At 73.4% G+C, this 18,784-nt stretch carries 3 protein-coding genes; all 3 read left to right on the top strand.

What is annotated here, in order from left to right; translation table 11 throughout:
• Nucleotides 1–7: 7 nt before the first annotated feature.
• The 3 genes from LGM56_RS13685 to LGM56_RS13675 all read left to right on the top strand — a co-directional run bounded on the left by LGM56_RS13685 (nt 8) and on the right by LGM56_RS13675 (nt 18,784).
• Nucleotides 8–1,417 (top strand): hypothetical protein, encoded by a 1,410-nt coding sequence (locus LGM56_RS13685; RefSeq protein ID WP_226205122.1) that lies wholly within the window; start codon nt 8–10, stop codon nt 1,415–1,417.
• A 79-nt stretch (nt 1,418–1,496) separates the two neighbouring features.
• Nucleotides 1,497–4,769 carry a non-ribosomal peptide synthetase gene (locus LGM56_RS13680; protein WP_226205120.1) on the top strand — a complete coding sequence of 1,091 codons (3,273 nt, stop codon included), beginning with the start codon at nt 1,497–1,499 and terminating at the stop codon, nt 4,767–4,769.
• Complete coding sequence (locus LGM56_RS13675) at nt 4,769–18,784, top strand: non-ribosomal peptide synthetase/type I polyketide synthase (RefSeq protein ID WP_226205118.1); 14,016 nt, start codon at nt 4,769–4,771, stop codon at nt 18,782–18,784. The genes LGM56_RS13680 and LGM56_RS13675 overlap by 1 nt, the downstream gene beginning before the upstream one ends.

Below are 18,784 nucleotides of genomic sequence, written 5' to 3'. Positions count from 1 at the left end.
AGCCATGATGCAGAACGAGTTTGATTTCACCGTCATCGATGCGCTGTACGCGACCGGCTATCACGGGCCGCGCGCGCTCGACAAACCGGAGTTCTACTGGCGCTCGATGCTGGGCTCGATGGTCGCGTATCGCGACAGCTTCTTTCGCCCGCTCGGCGAGGAGATCGCGCCGGCCGACGCGCGCGACGGCATCGAGATCGAAGCCGCGCGCTGCGAGTACGAGGGCAGCCGGTTTCATCACGCGCTGCCGATGAACATCTCGTCGCTGCGGCAGTTCGCGAACCACTGGCACCTGGTGCTGCCGACCATCTCGACGCTGCGCGAAGGGTATTGCCGCCTGCGCGGCCACGACGGCGCGGTGTCGATGCTCGACCTGTGGTTCATCAGCAAGCTGTGCCAGCTGCTGCCCGCGTACCTGATCCGCCGGCGCGAGCAGCCGGCCGACCCGGATGCCATTCCGGTCGTGCCGTCGATCATCTACCGGATCTCGCTCGGCATGCACCGGATCGTGCATATCTCGCTGATCAAGCGGATGGCGTCGGGCGGCGATCCGGCCGCGCCGTGTCTCGCCAGCGACGCGTATTACCTGGTCGCCGAGGCGGCGGGCCTGCTCGTCGGCCGCAACTCGGTGTGCGCGGGGCCGCAGACGATGGTCGAGCAGGCCTATCGCGCGATGATCGAGCCGGCGCCGCTGGCGGGCGCCGAAGCGAGCGCGGCCGAGCCGGGCTTCTACCGCTACGCGGCGGCGTTCCTGAAGCTCGAAGCCGAAAAATACCTGTTCGCGGTGCGCGCGGCGCAGCAGTTGCGCGCGCTGATCGTCGCGCTCGACGCGGTGCCCGGGCACGCGCGCACGCACGCGTTCCGCGACGCGCTGGCGCGCTTCGAGGACTGGTCCACCGAACACACGAGCCCGCTCGCGCACGAAATCGCCCGCGAGGATCTGGCGATGCTGCTGCAGGGCGACGAGGCCGAGATCGCGCGTGCGCGGCAATGGCCGGCGGGGACGGTGCTGCGCCAGATGACGGCCGGGCTGAACCAGCTCGTCGCCGCGGCGGACCGGATGTGCGTGGCCACGCTCGGCGCGCACGGGCCGGCGCTGCTGGCGGAGATCGACGCGATGCGCGATGCGCCGCGCGACGCTGGCGCATGGTCGGCCGACGCGTTCGCGGCGCACGGGCTCGACGCGGCGGCGGCGCGGGCGACGGCGGACGCGCTCAATACGTACCTGCACGACGAGCGCGCCGCGCAGCGGATCTTCACGCGGCTCCAGCAGGAGGTGGATCGCACGCTCGGCATCGACGACGCCATCGCGCCGTACTCGGCCGACGACATCGCCGCCGTGTTCGGGCCGCGGCTGCGCCACTGCATCGCCGAACACTTCGCGGCACCGGACGTCGCGGGCCACGCGGTCCGTTGACGCGCGGCGCGCCGGGCGCGACCCGCCGCGCCGTCCTTCGTGTCCTTCACGTCCTTCATGCATCCAGACAGGGGCTACCATGCGTACCACTTCGCTTTCAGCCTATCAGTACCGCTTCTGGCTCGAGTGGCAGCTCAATCCGCACTCGTCGGCCTACACGACCGCGCTCGTCTACCGCCTGTCGGGTCCGCTGGATCGCGACGCGCTGCGGCGCGCGCTGGATGCGTTCGTCCACGAGCATGACGAAGGATGCCGCAGCACGTTCCGGATGGGCGATGCCGGCGTGGTGCGGGACGTGCACGACCGCATGACGGTCGCGCTCGACTACCGCGACGCGCGGGCGGCGCCGGCGCTGGACGCCGCCGAGGCCGACGCATGGATCGCCGCGCGCGCGGCGCACGTGTTCGCGCTCGACGACGCGCCGCTGTTTCGCTTCGCGCTGTTGCGCGAGGAGGCCGACGTGCACCGGCTCGTGCTCAGCTTTCCGCACATCATCTCCGATGCGTTTTCGGCGGTGTACATCAACCAGCGGCTGACGGCGCTGTACAACCACGCGCTCGGCGTGGGCCCGGCGCCCGCCCGCACGTTGCGCGGTCTCGGCGAGCAGCTCGCGTTCGAAGCCGCGTACCGCGCGTCGCCGCGCTACGACGACGACCTCGCCTATTGGCTCGGTGCGCTGGCGCACGCGCCGCTCGGGTTCGAGTTCGAGGCGGCGGCAGCGGCAGCGGCATCGGCAGCGGCATCGGCCGCTCCGGGCGAGGGGCGCATCCACCGGCTGCGCTTCGACGCGGACATCACGCGCCGGCTGCGCGCGCGTGCCCGCGCGAGCCGCTCGACACCGTTTCTCGTGCTGTCGAGCCTGTTCGCGATCGCGCTGGCCCGCTGGCAGGACGTGCGCGAGCTGGTCGTGACCTATCCCGTCAACATGCGCTCGCCGGGTTTTCGCGATGCCAGCGGATGCTTCGTGAACAACCTGCCGATGATCTTTTCGCTGCGGCAGGGCGACACGTTCATCGACATCGTCGCGCGCACCACCGCCCAGCGTGCGGAGGCCAAGTGCCATCAGCAGCTGTCGCTGACCGACCTCGTCACGGCGCTGCGGCGCACGCGCTCGCTGGCCGATGCGCCCGTCTTCAACGTCGGCGTGACGGAAGCGTTCTTCGTGCAGGACGCCCCGCTCACCTTCCACGGCGTGCAAGCGGAATTGCTGCCGGCGGTCGCCGCCGAGCGGCCGTTCGACCTGAACTTCGCGTATCAGCTGACGCCCGACGGCCTGCACGTGAATCTCGAATACGACACGGGCCGCGTGCCGGCGGCGCGGATCGGCGAGTTCGCCGCGTCCTTCGGCCGGCTGCTGCGCGCGTACCTGGACGACGATGCGCAGCCCGCGCTCGCGGTCGACCTGCTGGCGCCGGAGCAGCGCGCGCGGCTCGCGCGCTACTGGCACGGGCCCGCGCGCCCGCTCGACGCGACGGACTGGCCGGCCCGCTTCGCCGCGCAGTGCGCCGCGACGCCGGATGCGCCGGCCGTCCAGTTCGGCGCGGAGCAACTGACCTATCGCGAACTGGATGCGCTGTCGGCCCGGCTTGCGGGTTTTCTCGCGGCGCGCGGCGTGACGCCGGGGGCTCTCGTCGGGCTGTGCTGCGAGCGCTCGACGGAAATGGTGCTGGCGATCGTCGCGGTGCTGCGCGCGGGCGCGGCCTACGTGCCGCTCGATCCCGCCGCGCCGCCGGAGCGGCTGCGGCGCATCGTCGACGATGCCGGGCTCGCGCTGCTTCTCACGCAGCGGCACCTGCTGGCGCGCCTGCCTGCCGGGCCGGCCGCGCGGCATGCGCTGGACGACCGGGCGGCGTGGCTCGCCGCCGAGCCGCTGCCGGCGCGGCGCCTGCACCCGGACGGGATCGCTTACGTGATCTACACGTCCGGCTCCACCGGCGCGCCGAAGGGCGTCGCCAACACGCATCGCGCGCTGGTCAACCGGCTCGACTGGCACGGCTCGCTGCTCGCCGACGCCGCGCCGGTGCGCGTGCTGCAGAAGACGCCGTACTTTTTCGACGTGTCGGTCTGGGAATTCCTGTGGACGCTGCAGAGCGGGCATGCGCTGGTGATCGCGCCGCCGGAGCTGCACAAGGACCCGGCCGGGCTGGCGGCGCTGCTGCGCCACGCGCGCATCGCGGTCGCGCACTTCGTGCCGTCGATGCTGAACGCGTTCCTGGACGCGGTGCCCGGGCAGCGCTTCCCGGATCTCGCGCTGGTCGTCTGCAGCGGCGAGGCGCTGCTCGCCGAGCAGGCCGAGCGCTTCCACCGGCTGTTGCCGGGCGTGCGGCTCGCCAACTTGTACGGGCCGACCGAGGCGGCGATCGACGTGAGCGTGTGGCATTGCGCGCCGGGCGAGGCTTACGCGCGCGCCGGCGTGCCGATCGGCCGGCCGATCGACAACGTGTCGCTGTACGTGCTGGACGCGGGCCTCGAGCCCTGCGCGCCCGGCCGCGCGGGCGAGCTGTACATCGGCGGCGCGGGGCTCGCGCAAGGGTATGTCGGCCGCCCGGATCTCACCGCGGCGAGCTTCGTGCCCGATCCGTACGCGGGCCGTGCGGGCGCGCGCATGTACCGCACCGGCGACATCGCGATGTTCGGCGAGCACGGTGAACTGCATTACCTCGGCCGGCGCGACGAGCAGGTCAAGCTCAACGGCAACCGGATCGAACTGCGCGAGATCGAGGCGTGCCTGCTGGCGCTGCCGGGCATCGCGCAGTGCGCGGTGGTGCCGGTGCGAGTGCACGGGCGCGTGCGGCTGCTGCATGCGTTCGTCGAGCCGGCCGCGGGGTGGGACAGCTGGCCGGTGGACGCGCTGCACACGGAGCTGGCCGCGCGGCTGCCCGAATCGATGCGTCCGGCGCGCATCGACGTGGTGGAGCGCATCGCGCTGCTGCCGGCCGGCAAGATCGACCGCAAGCGCCTGGCCCAGCTCGCCGACGCGGCGCTCGAGACGCGCGCGCGCGGCGCCGAGGTGCGTGCGAAGACACCGTTCCAGGCCGAGGTCGCCGCCGAGTGGTCGGCCGTGCTCGACGTCGCCGACATCGGGCCGGACGATCACTTCTTCATGCTCGGCGGCAGCTCCGTGCAGGCGATCCAGCTGATCGCGCGTCTGAATGGGCGCTACGGGCTGCTGCTGTCGCCGCCGCTGCTGTTCGGCGCACCGCAGCTCGACCGGTTCAGCGCCCAGGTGCTGGTCGCGCTCGGCCAGAAGGCCCAGCGGGAGGACCGCCTCGACGCGCTGCTCGATCGCCTCGCGCCGGACGACATGGACGAACTACTCACACTGTTTTCATCGTCGGGAGAGCTGGTTTGATGTCGCATAACGATTCCACCGAAAACAAGCGTCGCCAATTGCTCGAAGCGTTCGGCAGGCAGCGCGGCGCGGGCAGCCGCGACGCGATTACCCGCCAGGCGCGGCCGGCGGACCTGCCCGCGTCGGCGGAACAGGTGCGGATGTGGGTGCAGATGGCGATCAGCGGCGGCGCTGGCCATTTCCACGTGCCGCACGTGCTGGAGATCGCGGGCACGCTCGACGAAGCGGCGTTGCGGGCGGCGCTGTGCGACGTGGTCGCGCGGCACGAGGCGCTGCGCACGACGTTCGACGCGCGCGACGGCGGCTTGTACCAGCGTGTGCACCCCGAGCTCGATCCGGCGCTGCCCGTCCATCATCATGCGGCGGGCGCGACCGACGCGGACATCGCCCGCGCGATCACCGCCGAAATCGCGCAGCCGTTCGACCTGGCGCACGGGCCGCTGCTGCGCGTGTCGCTGCATCGTGTCGGCGACGCCCGGCAGATTCTCGTGCTGACCGCCCATCACCTGATCGTCGACGGGTGGTCGCTGGAACTGATGCTGGCCGACTGGTGGCGGGCCTACGCGGCGCGGCTGGCGGGCCGCGAGCTCGAGCCGCCGGCCGACGACGAGCCGCACTATGCGGACTATGCGCTGTGGCAGCAGGCGCGCGGCGCCGCGGACAGCGCGCCGAGCCTCGCCTACTGGCAGGGCCGGCTGGCCGGCGCGACGACGCTCGAATTGCCGTTCGCGCTGCCGCGCCCGCCGCGGCGCGCGCACGACGGCGAACTGGTGTTCTTCACGATTCCCGCCGCCGTGCGCGCGCGGGCCGAGGCGCTGGCGCGCCGGCAGGGCGGCACGCTGTTCACCGTGATGCTGGCCGCATGGCGGTGCCTGCTCGGCGACTACGCCGGCCAGGACGACTTCTGCATCGGCACGACCGCGTCGAACCGCGTGCATCCGGGCAGCGAGCGCATCGTCGGCTTCTTCGCGAACCTGCTCGCGTTGCGCACCGCGCGGCAAGGCTGCGCCACGTTCGCCGCGCTGGTCGAGCGCGAGCGCGACACCGTCGCCGACGCGCTGCGGCATCAGGCGGTGTCGTTCGACCAGGTGGTCGAGCAGGTCGGCGTCGCGCGCGATGCCGCGCGCAGCCCGCTGTTCCAGGTCAACTTCGTGCTGCAGGACACGAAAGGCGCGGTGCCCGGCGCCGCCGAGCCGGCGACGCCGGCCGGGATGCCGGCGATGACGGTGCGCGACGACCTGTACCGCTACGCGCAGTTCGACCTGACGCTGTTCGCCGAGCTGACGCCCGACGGCGTGCGCTGCTGCACGGTGTTCCGCACCGATCTGTTCGAGGCCGCCGATATCGAGCGGCTGTCGCGCACCTACGCGCAGTACCTCGACGCGCTGACCGCGCAGCCGGACGCGCCGTTCGGCACGCTCGCGCGCGGCGACGCGGCCACGCTCGACGCGCTGCGCGGCTGGCAGAGCCGGCCGCTCGGCCAGCCGCTGCCCGACTCGATCGGCGCGGTGATCGACGCGCTCGCGCGGCAGCATCCGGGCCGCACGGCGATCCGCCACGGCGACGCGACGCTCGACTACCACGCACTGAACATCCGCGCGAACCGGCTGGCGGATCACTTGCGCGATCTCGGCGTGTCGCCGGGCTCGACCGTCGGCCTGTGCCTCGAGCCGGGCGCGGAGCTGATCGTCGCGATGCTGGCGGTGCTCAACGCGGGCTGCGCGTATGTGCCGCTCGACAGCCGCTATCCGGCGGAGCGGCTGCGATTCCTGATCGACGACAGCCAGGCGAGCGTGATCGTCACGCGCGAGGACGTGGTGGCGCGCACCGATGCGCTGCGCGACGGCTATCTGAACCTGATCGTCCTCGAGGACCACGACGACGAGATCGCCGCGCGCGACGGCGCGTTCGTCGCGAGCGGGCTGCCGGCGCACATGCCGGCGTACCTGATGTACACGTCGGGCACCACCGATCGTCCGAAGGGCGTCATCGTGCCGCAACAGGCGATCCTGCGGCTCGCCTACCGGCCGGCCTATCTCGACGTGACGCCGGACGACGTGTTCCTCCAGTTCGCGCCGACGGCATTCGACGCGTCGACGTTCGAGATCTGGACCGCGCTCCTGAACGGCGCGTCGCTCGTCGTGCCGGTCGGGCGCGACGCGTCGCTCGACCAGCTCGGGCCGTTGCTGGTCGACGCGGGCGTGACGATCCTGTGGCTGACGAGCGGCCTGTTCGCGGCGATGGTCGATCACGCGCCGGACGCGCTGCGGCAGCTGCGCTACCTGGTCTGCGGCGGCGACGTGCTGTCGCTGCCGCACGTGGCGCGCGCCCGCGCGCTGCTGGAACACGGCCAGGTGGTCAACGGCTACGGGCCGACCGAGACCACGACCTTCGCCACCGCGTACCCGGTGCGCGGCGCGCTGGCGGCCGGGCGCACGGTGCCGATCGGCATGCCGATCCAGGGCACGTCGGTGTATGTGCTCGACGACGACCTGAATCCGCTGCCGGCCGGCGCGGCGGGCGACCTCTACATCGCGGGGCCCGGCGTCGCGCACGGCTACGCGAACCGGCCGGATCTGACTGCTGCCGCGTTCGTGCCCGATCCACATGGCGGCGAGCCGGGCGCCCGCATGTACCGCAGCGGCGACGTCGGCTACTGGGCGCATGACGGCGCGCTGCATTACCTCGGCCGGCGCGACCGGCAGGTGAAGCTGCGCGGCTACCGGATCGAGCCTGCGGAAATCGAGGCGGCGCTGGCCGCGTGCCGCGGCGTGCAAGCCGCCGTCGTGACGGTCGATGCGACGCCGCAGGGCGACAAGCAGCTCGTCGCGTACTGGACCGCAAGCCCGGGCACGGGCGCGGACGTGCCGGACGAAGCCGGCCTGCGCGCGCAGTTGCGGGCGTCGCTGCCGGATCATCTGGTGCCGGCGCGCTTCCACGCGGTGCCGCACATTCCGCTGACGGCGAACGGCAAGGTGGACCGGGCCGCGCTCGCGCGGCTCACGCCGGCCGAAGCGCCCGTCGACGCGGCGCCCGAGACGCTGACGGACACGCAGCGCGTGCTGCGCACGCTGTGGGAAGACGTGCTCGGCCGCAGCGGGTTCGGCCTCGACGACGGCTTCTTCGATCTCGGCGGCGATTCGCTGCTGGCGATCCGGCTGAAGGCGCAGGCGCAGCGCCACGGGCTCGAATTCGAGATCCAGGACCTGTTCGTCCACCAGAGCGTGCGGACGCTGGGCGAGCACATCGAGCGGCAGCGCGGCGCGGGGGCAGGCGCCGTTGCAGTTGCGCCGGCCGAGGCCGCGGTCGCCCGGGCGCCGCTGACGAGCGAAGCGGACCGCGCGCGGCTGCCGGCCGGCGTCGTCGACGCGTATCCGCTCAGCCGCCTGCAACTGGGGATGCTCTATCACGGCCTGCGCCACGAGCGCTCGAGCGTGTACCACGACGTGATCGGCTACGAGGTCGCGTATGCGTACGACGAAGCGTGCCTTACCCATGCGCTCGACCGGCTGTCGGCCCGCCATCCGGCGTTGCGCACCGCGCTGCGGATGGAGGGGTTCAGCGTGCCGCTGCAGCTCGTGTTCGACACGGCGCGCATTCCGCTGACGGTCACCGACCTGACCGCGCTCGACGCGACGGCGCAGGCCGCCCGGATCGCCGCGTTCATGGACGGCGAGCGGTTCGCCGCGTTCGACATCGCCGCCGCGCCGCTGTTTCGCTGCTTCGTGTTCAAGCTGGCGGCGCAGCGCTTCAAGCTGGTGTGGAGCTTCCATCACGCGATGCTCGACGGCTGGAGCGAGGCCGCGCTGACCGCCGAATTCATCCGGCTCTACACGGCGGGCCTGACGGGCGCGCGGAACCCGCGGGACGACGAGCCGGTGCAGGCCGGTTACCGGGATTTCATCGAACTGGAACAGGCCGCGCTCGCCGATCCGGCCCAGCGCGATTTCTGGCGCGGCCAGCTCGACGGCGCGCAGGCGCTGTCGCTGCGCCGCGCGCCGCTGCCGGGCGACGCGGCGGACGAACGGGTGGATTACCTGGAGGTCGAGGTCTCCGCCGAGCTGGAGGCGGCGCTGCGCGCGCTCGCGCGCGACGCGAACGTGCCGCTCAAGAGCGTGCTGCTCGCTGCCCACCTGCGCGCGTTGCAGGCGCTGAGCGGGCGGCGCGACGTGCTGACGTCGATGGTGACGCACGTGCGGCCCGAGACCGAGCATGCGGCGCGTGCGGTCGGGCTGTTCCTGAATTCGGTGCCGGTGCGCGCGGCGCTCGACGGCGCGGCATCGCCCGTCGCGCAGGTGCGGCAGGTGTTCGAGATCGAGTCGGGCATTTTCCGGCACCGCTTTTATCCGTCGCAGCAGATCCGGCAGGACAACGGCGGGATCGAGCTGGGTGAGGTGCTGTTCAATTTCACGAGCTTCCACGTGCTGCGCGAGCTGGACGACGCGGACGTGCGGATGCTCGCGGGCCGCGACGGCCATGCGGTCAACAGCTTTCCGGTGCAGGTCGATTTTTCCGTCTCCGCGAGCGACCAGCGGCTGCGTTGCATCGTCGGCTACCGGGCCGACAGCCTGCGGCGCGCCGACGCGGAAGACATCGCGCACGCGCAGCACGAAGCGCTGCGGCGGCTTGCCGGCGCACCCGCGGCGGCGTGGCTGCTGGCTGCCACGCTCGCGCGGCTCGACGACTGGGCGGCGCCGAAGCCGGGGCGGCCGGCCGGCGCGAGCGTCGGCGAGCGCCTCGCCGCGTGCGCGGCCGCCGCGCCGGACGCCGTCGCGCTGATCGACGACGCGGGCGAAACGACCTATGCGGCGCTGCTCGAACAGTGCGACCGGCACGCCGCCGCGCTCGTCGCGCTGGGCGTGCGGCAGGGCGACGTCGTGGCGGTGTGCGCGGGCCGCACGGCGGCGACGCTGCGGACCGTGCTCGCGCTGTTCCGGATCGGCGCCGTGTATCTGCCGCTCGATCCCGCGTTGCCGGAAGCGCGCCATCGCTTCATGGTGGATGACGCGCGTCCGGTGGCGATCGTCGGCGATGCCGCCGCGCCCGCCTGCCTGCGCGCGTGCGGCGTGCGCTTCGTCGAGCAGGCGGCGCTCGCGGAAGCGGGCCCGGCCGCGTTGGCCGCCGCGCGGCGCGTCAGCCCCGGCGACCCGGCCTACATTCTCTATACGTCCGGCTCGACCGGTACGCCGAAGGGCGTGCTGTGCCGCCAGGAGGGCATCCTCGCGCTGTTCGACGCGCTCGCCCGCACGTATCCGCTGGCCGCGGGCGACCGCGTGCTGTGGAAGACCGCGCAATCGTTCGACGTTTCGCTTACCGAAATGCTGTGGCCGTTGATGAAGGGCGCGGCGATCGTGATTGCGCGGCCGGACGGCCAGTACGATCCGCGCTACCTGCAGCGCGCGATCGAGCAGCATCGCGTGACGGTGGTCAATTTCGTGCCGTCGATGCTGCACCTGTTCCTGCAGTCGCTCGACGCCGGCGCGGCGAGCCCGCTGCGCGCGGTGTTCGCCGCCGGCGAGCCGCTGCTGCCGGCGACCGTCGAGCTGGCGGCGCGCGTGCTGCCGCATGCGCCGCTGTTCAACGCCTACGGCCCGACCGAGGCCAGCATCTACGCAACCGTATGGCGCTGCGCGAGCGGTCCCGTGTTGATCGGCCGCGCGGTGGGCGACGTCGGCACGCATATCCTCGCGCCCGATCTCGCACGGCTGCCGATCGGCGTGACCGGCGAGCTTTACCTGTCCGGGCGCGCGCTGGCGTCGGGCTACCTGAACCGGCCCGAGCTGAGCGCGGAGCGCTTCGTGCCGAATCCGTACGCGACCGGCGATGCGGATCGCGTGCTGTATCGCACCGGCGACCTGGCCCGCTTCGATCGGCACGGCGACCTCGAATTCGTGGGCCGCGACGATCAGCAGGTCAAGGTGCGCGGCTTCCGCATCGAGACGGGCGAAGTCGAATCGGTGCTGGGCCGCCATCCGGGGGTCGCCAAGGTCGCGGTGCTCGCGCGTTCGGGGAGCGCGGGCGCCGTGCTCTGCGCGTTCGTGCAGGCGGCGGGCGCGCTGCCGGATGGCGCGCTGAAGGCGCATGCGCAACAGGCGCTGCCGCCGTACATGGTGCCCGACCGGATCGTCGTGCTCGACGCGATGCCGATGACCGGCAGCGGCAAGATCGATCGTCTCCGGCTGGCCGACTGGCCGCTCGACGCGGCGGGCGCTACCGATTCCGCCGGCCCCGCACCCCGCACGCCCGGCGATGCCGAGGGCGCGGTCGCGGCAATCTGGCGCGACGTGCTCGGCGTCGCCGAGATCGATCGGGACACCAACTTCTTCGACGCCGGCGGCCACTCGCTCGCGTTGATCCAGTGCCAGGCGCGGCTGCGTCGCGCATTCGGCCGCGATGTCGACATCGATCACCTGTTCCGCTACACGACGATTCGCACGCTGGCCGGCTGGCTGTCCGCGTCCGGCACGTCGTCGTCCGATGCCGATGCCGACGGCGCGGCCGCGGTCGCGAGCGCATCGCCCGTCGACAGCCGCGACGTCGCGATCATCGGGATGAGCGCGGCCGTGTCGGGCGCGGACGACGTCGAGCAGTTCTGGCGCATGCTGCTCGCGGGCGAGGACGGCGTCACGCGGCTCGACGACGCGCGGCTGCGCGCGCTCGGCGTGCCGGACGACCTGCTCGGCAATCCGCGCTTCGTCGCCGCGCGCGGGTTGATTCGTGATCCGGACTGTTTCGACGCCGCGTTCTTCGGCTATACGCCGCGCGAAGCCGAGATCATGGATCCGCAGCAACGCAAGCTGATGGAGGAAAGCTACCGCGCGCTCGAGGACGCCGGTTATGCGGGGCCCGGGCTCGCGCGCGACGTGGGCGTCTACGTCGGCGTGGGCGCGAGCCAGTACCTCGCGAACCACGTGCTCGGCAATCGCGACGCGGTCGACGCGCTCGGCTTGTACCAGATCAACGTGCTGAACCAGCCCGCGACGCAGATCGCCTACCGGCTGAACCTCACCGGCCCCGCGGTCACGCTGAACACCGCGTGCTCGACGTCGCTGGTCGCGCTGCACATGGCCGCGCGCGCGGTCGCGCAGGGCGACTGCGAACTCGCGCTCGCGGGCGCGGCGTCGATCGGCGTCGACGGCGTGCCGGGCTACCTGCACCGCACCGGCGGGATCTTTTCCGCGGACGGCTATTGCCGCGCGTTCGACGCGGCCGCGAGCGGCACCGTCGAGGGCAGCGGCGCGGGTGCGGTGGTGCTGAAGCGGCTCGATCTTGCGCGCCGCGACGGCGATCACGTGTATGCGATCGTCAAGGGCTCCGCGATCAACAACGACGGCCACGACAAGGCCGGCTACACCGCGCCGAGCCCCGCGGGCCAGGCACGGGTGATCCGCGCCGCGCTGGCGGACGCGGGCGTGGACGCCGCGTCGGTCGGCTATGTCGAGACGCACGGCACCGGCACGCTGCTCGGCGATCCGATCGAAATGGCCGCGCTGAAGGCGACCTACGGCCAGCACCCGGCACGCGCCCCGCGCCTGCTCGGCGCGGTCAAGACGAGCGTCGGGCACCTGGACAGCGCGGCGGGGCTCGCGGGCGTGATCAAGGCGGCGCTCGCGCTCGAACGCGGCACGGTGCCGGGCACGCTGCACTTCGACACGCCCAACCCGCTGCTCGAACTCGACGACGCGGCCTTCCGCCTCACGGCGCAAGCGGCCGACTGGCCGGACGGCGGCACGCCGCGCCGCGCGGCCGTCAGCTCGTTCGGCATCGGCGGGACCAATGCGCACGTGATCCTGGAAGCCGCGCCGCCCGAGGCGGATGCGCCGACGGCCGCCGCCGCGCATTGCCTGCGGCTGTCGGCCGCCACGCCGGACGGGCTGCGGCGCGCGGCGGACCGCCTCGCCGCCGCGTGGCGCCGCCACCCGGAATGGGCGCTGGCCGACGTCGCGCATACGCTGCAGGCCGCCCGACAGGATCACGCGTGCCGTGCGTTCGTGATTGCCGAGTCGCGCGACACGGCGCTCGACGCGCTGGCCGCGGGCGAGTGGCCGGCCACCGGCGACGCGCCGCACGCGCGCCCGGTGATTTTCCTGTTCACCGGGCAGGGCGCGCAGGCCGCCGGGATGGCGCGCGACCTGCATCGCGAGCACCCGGTGTTCCGCGCCGCGCTCGACGAAGTGTGCGGGCGGTTCGCGGGGGCGGCCGGGCTGGCGCTCGAACCGTACCTGCTGGGCGATGCGAGCACCACCGACACGGCGCTGGTCCAGCCGCTGCTGTTCGCGTACGAGTACGCGCTGTATCAGGCGTGGGCTGCGCTGGGGGTGACGCCGGACTACCTGATCGGCCACAGCCTCGGCGAACTGGTCGCCGCGTGCTGCGCGGGCGTGTTCTCGCTCGACGACGCGGTCGGCCTCGTGGCGGCACGCGCGGCGGCGATGCAGGCGCAGCCGGCCGGCGCGATGCTGTCGGTATCGATCGCGGAGGACGAACTGGCCGCGCAGCTGCCGCCGACGCTCGCCATCGCGGCGGTCAACGGGCCGCTGCAGTGCGTGGTGTCCGGCCCGGTGGACGCGGTTGACGCGTTCGCGGCGCACCTGCACGACGCGGGGGTCGCGCATGCGCCGCTCGCGTCGTCGCATGCGTTCCATTCGCCGATGATGGCCGACGCGGCCGCGCGCGTGCACGCGCATGCCGCGACGATGACGCTGCGCGCGCCGCGCATCCCGATGATCTCCAACCTCGACGGCACGCTGCTGGATGCGCAGCGCGCCACCGATCCCGCGTACTGGGCCGCGCACGTGCTCGGCACCGTGCGTTTTTCGGCGGGCGTGCGGACGCTGGCGGCGCTGGGCGACGCGCTGTGGGTCGAGATCGGCCCGCGCGACGTGCTGGCGGCGCTGGTGCGCGCGCATCGCTGCGCGCCGGCCGACGCGGTGCTGGCCAGCTTCACGGAGCGCGCGCCGCGCACGATGGCGACCCTGCTCGCCGGCTACGGCCGGCTGTGGGCGAAGGGCGCGCGACTGACGAGCCGCGACGCGTACGCGGGCGAGCGCCGCAAGCGGCTGCCGTTGCCGGGCTATCCGTTCGAGCGCACGCGCCACTGGCTGCCGGCCCAGCAGGGCGGCCCCATCGAGCGCGCGCAGCCGCAGGCGCCGGCCGTTGCACCGGTTGCTGCACCGGTTGCGGTCGACACCCCGCGCGCCGCAGCGGTCGAAACCGACGACGTGCGGCATGCGCTGACGCGCATCTGGACGGAATGCCTCGGCCATGAGCGGATCACGCCGACCGACGATTTCTTCGCGCTGGGCGGCGATTCGCTGCTGGCCGGGCGCGTGCTCGCGCGGATTCACGAGCGGCTGAATGCGGAGCTGACGCTCGAGGCGTTCTTCAGTGCGCCGACGATCGACGGGCTGGCCTGCGCGATTCGCATGCAGGCGGAACCCGCGCCGCGCGCCGAGCGGGCGGCAACGACGCCGGATGGCCCGCCGGCCGCCGGGCCGCGCCGCGCGCCGATGTCGTTCCAGCAGCGCCGGCTGTGGACGCTCGAACGGCTCGGCATGGGCGGTTCGGTCTTCCACCTGCCGCAATGCCTGCATCTGCACGGCGACGTCGACCGCGCCGCGCTGCACGCGGCGCTCGACGGGCTGGTCGCGCGCCATCCGGTGCTGCGCACGTCGTTCCACGAGGGGCCGGACGGCGGCGGCGAGCAGCACGTGCATGCCGATGCGGCGGTCGCGCTGTCGATCCATGCGTACACCGGCGACACGGACGACACGGACGACGCGCTGCGCGCGTTCATCGCGCAGCATCGCGACGCGCTGCGGGCGGAGCCGTTCGATCTCGCGCGGCCGCCGCTGTTCCGCGCGCGGCTACTCGAACTCGGGCCGCGCCGCGCGTGCCTGTTGATGTCGTTCCATCACATCGTCGTCGATGGCTGGTCGTTCCGGCTGATCGCGCAGGATCTCGCGTCGCTGTACGGCGCGGCGAGCCAGGGGCGCGCGCCGGAGGCCGCGCCGCCCGCGTGGGACTACGCGGACTACAGCGAGGAGCAGGCGGCGCGGTTCGCCGCCGGGCACGACGCGGCGCACGAGGCGTTCTGGGCGCACCTGGACGGCGCGCCGGTGCTCGACCTCGGCGGCGACCGACGCCGCGCGCGCACGCCCGGGCGTCTCGCGCACAGCGGCCGCGTCGCGGTGGACGCCGGGCGCGCCGCGCAGGTCGACGCGCTGGCGCGGCGCTTGCGGACGACGCCGTACGTCGTGTTCCTGTCCGCGTTCCTGCTGATGCTGTCGCGGCGCACGGGGCAGCGCGACCTGGTGGTCGGCTCGCCGGTCGCCAACCGCGCGTCGAGCCGCACCGAAGGGCTCGTCGGCTTTTTCGTCAACCTGCTCGCATTGCGCGTGGCGTTCCCGGCGGCCAGCAGCACGCGCGCATGGATCGAACGGGTGCGCGACTGCGTGATGGCCGCGCACGCGCATCAGGACTATCCGTTCGAAAAGCTGGTCGAGCGTTTCGCCGGCCCGCGCGACGCGTCGCTGACGCCGCTGTTCCAGGTGGTGTTCTCGATGCAGGAGGCGCCGGTTCGCCAGGTGCGGATCGGTGCGCTGGACGTCGCGTTCGAGGACACGCCGGAAACGGAAACCGAATACGACCTGACGATGAACCTGCATCGCGACGGCGCAGGCTACGGCGGCGTGCTGCTGACACGCGACGGCGTGCTGGAGCGGGGCGAGGCGGACGAGGTGGTCGAACAGTTCCACGCGGCGCTGGACCTGCTGCTGACGCTGCCGGACGATGCGCCGCTGGGCGACGCGGGCGTGCTGTCGGCCGCGCAGCGGCAGGCATGGCAGGCGGCGTCCGGGACCGTCGACGCGCCTGCGCGGGCGGCGTCCGACCTCGTGTCGCTGCTGTCGGGCACGCTGACGGCCGGCAACGCCGCGCCCGCGGTCGCCACCGCGCACGAGACGCTCAGCTACGGGGCGCTGCGGGCCCGGGTGGACCGGGTCGCGGGCGCGCTGCTCGCGCACGGCGTGCGCACCGGCGACCGCGTCGCGCTGTGCTTGCCGACGGGGCTCGACGCACTGGTGGCGCTGCTCGGCGTGCTGCGCGCCGGGGCGACCTACCTGCCGCTCGATCCCGCCGCGCCGGCCGCACGTCAGCACGCGATCCTGTCGCAGGCGGCGCCGGTGCTGCTGGTGCACGACGCCACGGCGGCGGCGCCGGCATGGCCCGGATGCGCGGCGATCGCGTTCGCCGCGCTGGGCGATGCGCCCGCCGGCGCGCTGCCCGCGTGCATCGATCCGCGGCAGGCCGCCTATACGCTGTTCACGTCCGGCTCGACCGGCGTGCCGAAGGGCGTCGACGTCAGTCATCGGGCCGTCGCGCACAAGGTCCAGGCGCTGTGCGCCGCGTACCGGATGACCGCCGACGATCGCGTCGTGCAGTTCTCGTCGCTCGTGTTCGACGTGTCGATCGAGGAGATTTTCACGACGCTGTCCGCCGGCGCCTGCCTGCTGTTGCTCGATCGCGCGGCATGGCCGACGCTCGGTGCGTTCAGCGACCTGCTCGATGCGCGGCGCGCGACCGTGCTCAACCTGCCCGCGTCGTTCTGGCGCGAATGGGTGCGTGCGATCCGGCTCGGCGAGGCCGCGCTGCCGGCGCGGCTGCGCCTGGTCGTGACGGGCAGCGAGACGGTGCCGCTCGCGGCGGTGCAGGCATGGCGCGCCGTGACGGGCGGCCGCGTGGCGCTCATGAACGCGTACGGGCTGACGGAAAGCGTGATCACGTCCGTCGTGCACGACGTGCCGGCCGCCGCGCGCCCGGACGAACGCGACGTGCCGATCGGCGCGCCGCTGCCGGGCACCACCGCCTATGTGCTCGACGCGCACCTGCAACCGGTGCCGCCGCTGTGCCGCGGCGAGCTCTACCTGGGCGGCAGTGCGCTCGCGAGCGGCTATCCGGGCCGGCCCGGGCAGACGGCCGCTGCCTTCCTGCCCGATCCGTTCGCCGGCCAGCCGGGCGCGCGCATGTATCGCACCGGCGACCTCGTGCGTCGCGACGCGGACGGCGCCCTGGTCTACCTCGGCCGCAGCGATCGCCAGATCAAGGTGCGCGGGATTCGCGTCGACCTGGCCGAGGTGGAGGCGCTGCTGCTCGACCAGGACGGCGTGCGCGAGGCGGCGGTGCGGCTGTCGAGCGGGCCCGATGCGCCGGCGCCGCGCGTGGAGGCGTTCATCGTCGTGGGCCCCGACGCGTCAGGGGCACCGGCCACGCCACGCGACGCGGCGCGCGCGCGGCTGCGTGCGTTGCGCCGCGTGGCGCCGGCGCACCTGGTGCCGCATGCGCTGGCCATCGTGCCGTCGCTGCCCAAGACGTCCGGTGACAAGATCGACCGCCAGTGGGTGTCGACGGCGGTGCTGCCCGACGAAGCCGCGGACGGCGACGAAGCGCCGCCGCTGCGCGCGCTGCTGGCGGTGCTGCGCGACGTGCTGCGGCTGGACCGGATCGGCCGGGACGACAACTACTTCGGGCTCGGCGGCGACTCCATCCTGGTGTTGCGCGCCGTCGCGCAACTGAACCGGGCGGGCTGGACGGTCGACCCTCAGGACTTCTTCTCGACCTCGACCCTCGCGGACCTGGCCGATTGCCTGCGACCGCTGGCGGTGCGGCCGGAGGCGGACGACGCGTCCGGGTTCCCGTTGACGCCGTATCAGCGGCGCGTGTTGCAGCGCCCGCACGCGCACCACTGGAACCGCTCGCTGCTCGTTCAGGCGGCGCAGCCGCTCGACGCCGACGCGCTGCGGGCCGCGTTCCGCTCGCTGCTCGACGCGCACCCGGGGCTGCGCTGCGTATTCGATGCCCACGCGCTGGCCGGCCGCATCGCGCCGGCGGACGCGGACGCCGTGCAGCGCTGCTTCAGCAGCCACGACCTCGGCACGGCGGACGACGCGGCCCGCTTCATCGCCGCGCACGGCGCGACGCTGCAGCAGGGCTTCGATCTCGCGCACGGGCCGCTGGTGCGGATCGCGCACTACCGATGCGGCGCGGCCGGCGACCGGCTGCTGCTCGTCGTGCACGGGCTGGTGGCGGACAGCCATGGCTGGACGGTGCTGCTGGACGACCTGGCCCACGCATATGCGGCGCATGCGAACGGCCGGACGCCGGCACTGGCCGCGCCGACGCTGGCGTACCCGGCCTATCTGCGGGCGCTGGACGCACGCGTCGCCGCCGCGCGGGCGGCGGGCGAGACCGCCGCGTACTTCGCGTCGATGGCGGCCAACGTCGCGCTGCCGCGGGATCGGCACGCGGCACCCGGCGACAACGCGGAGGCCAGCCAGCAGGTCGTGCGCGACCGGCTGACGGGCGACGCGGCGCGACGGATGCTCACCGTCGTGCCGCAGCGCCTGCGCGTGAAAGCCGCCACCGTCGCCATCGCGGCGGCCGCGCGCGCGCTGACCGAGTGGTCGGGCGGCGCGGTGGTCGCCGATCTCGGCCGGCACGGCCGCGACTGGCTCGACGACGGGCCGGCGGTCGAGCGCGCGCTCGGCTGCTTCGTCTGCGACGTGCCGCTGCTGTTGCCGCAGCACGCCGGCGCGCCGGGCGTCGCCGCGCTGCGCGCGTGGGAGGCGGCGCTCGCCGCGCTGCCGCCGGCCGCGCTGGGCGGCGCGGACGTGCCGCCGCCCGCCGGCGTCGATGCCGACGCGTGGCGGCGTTGCGTGCAGCCGCAGGTCAGCGTCGACTTCGTCTCGGCGGCCGCCGCGCGCCCTTCCGCGTGGTTCTCCGCCGCCCCCGAGGCGGTGGGCGCGGACCGCGCGGCGACCGACCAACGTTCGCACCTGCTGAACCTCGTCTGCGTCGCGGGCGACGGCGAACTCGCATTCGAGTGCCGTTACAGCGACACCGTGCACACGCGCGCCACCGCCGAACGGTTGCTGCGCCGGTGGCGCGAGCACATGGAGGCTGCGCTCGCGCTCGTCGCCGACGCCGCCGTTCCCGTAGTCGAACACGATCATTCCTGA

Source organism: Burkholderia sp. AU38729 (assembly GCF_020419725.1).
GTDB lineage: Bacteria > Pseudomonadota > Gammaproteobacteria > Burkholderiales > Burkholderiaceae > Burkholderia.
The sequence above is the reverse complement of the archived record's forward strand: the minus strand, read 5'-3'. Positions and strand labels throughout refer to the sequence as shown.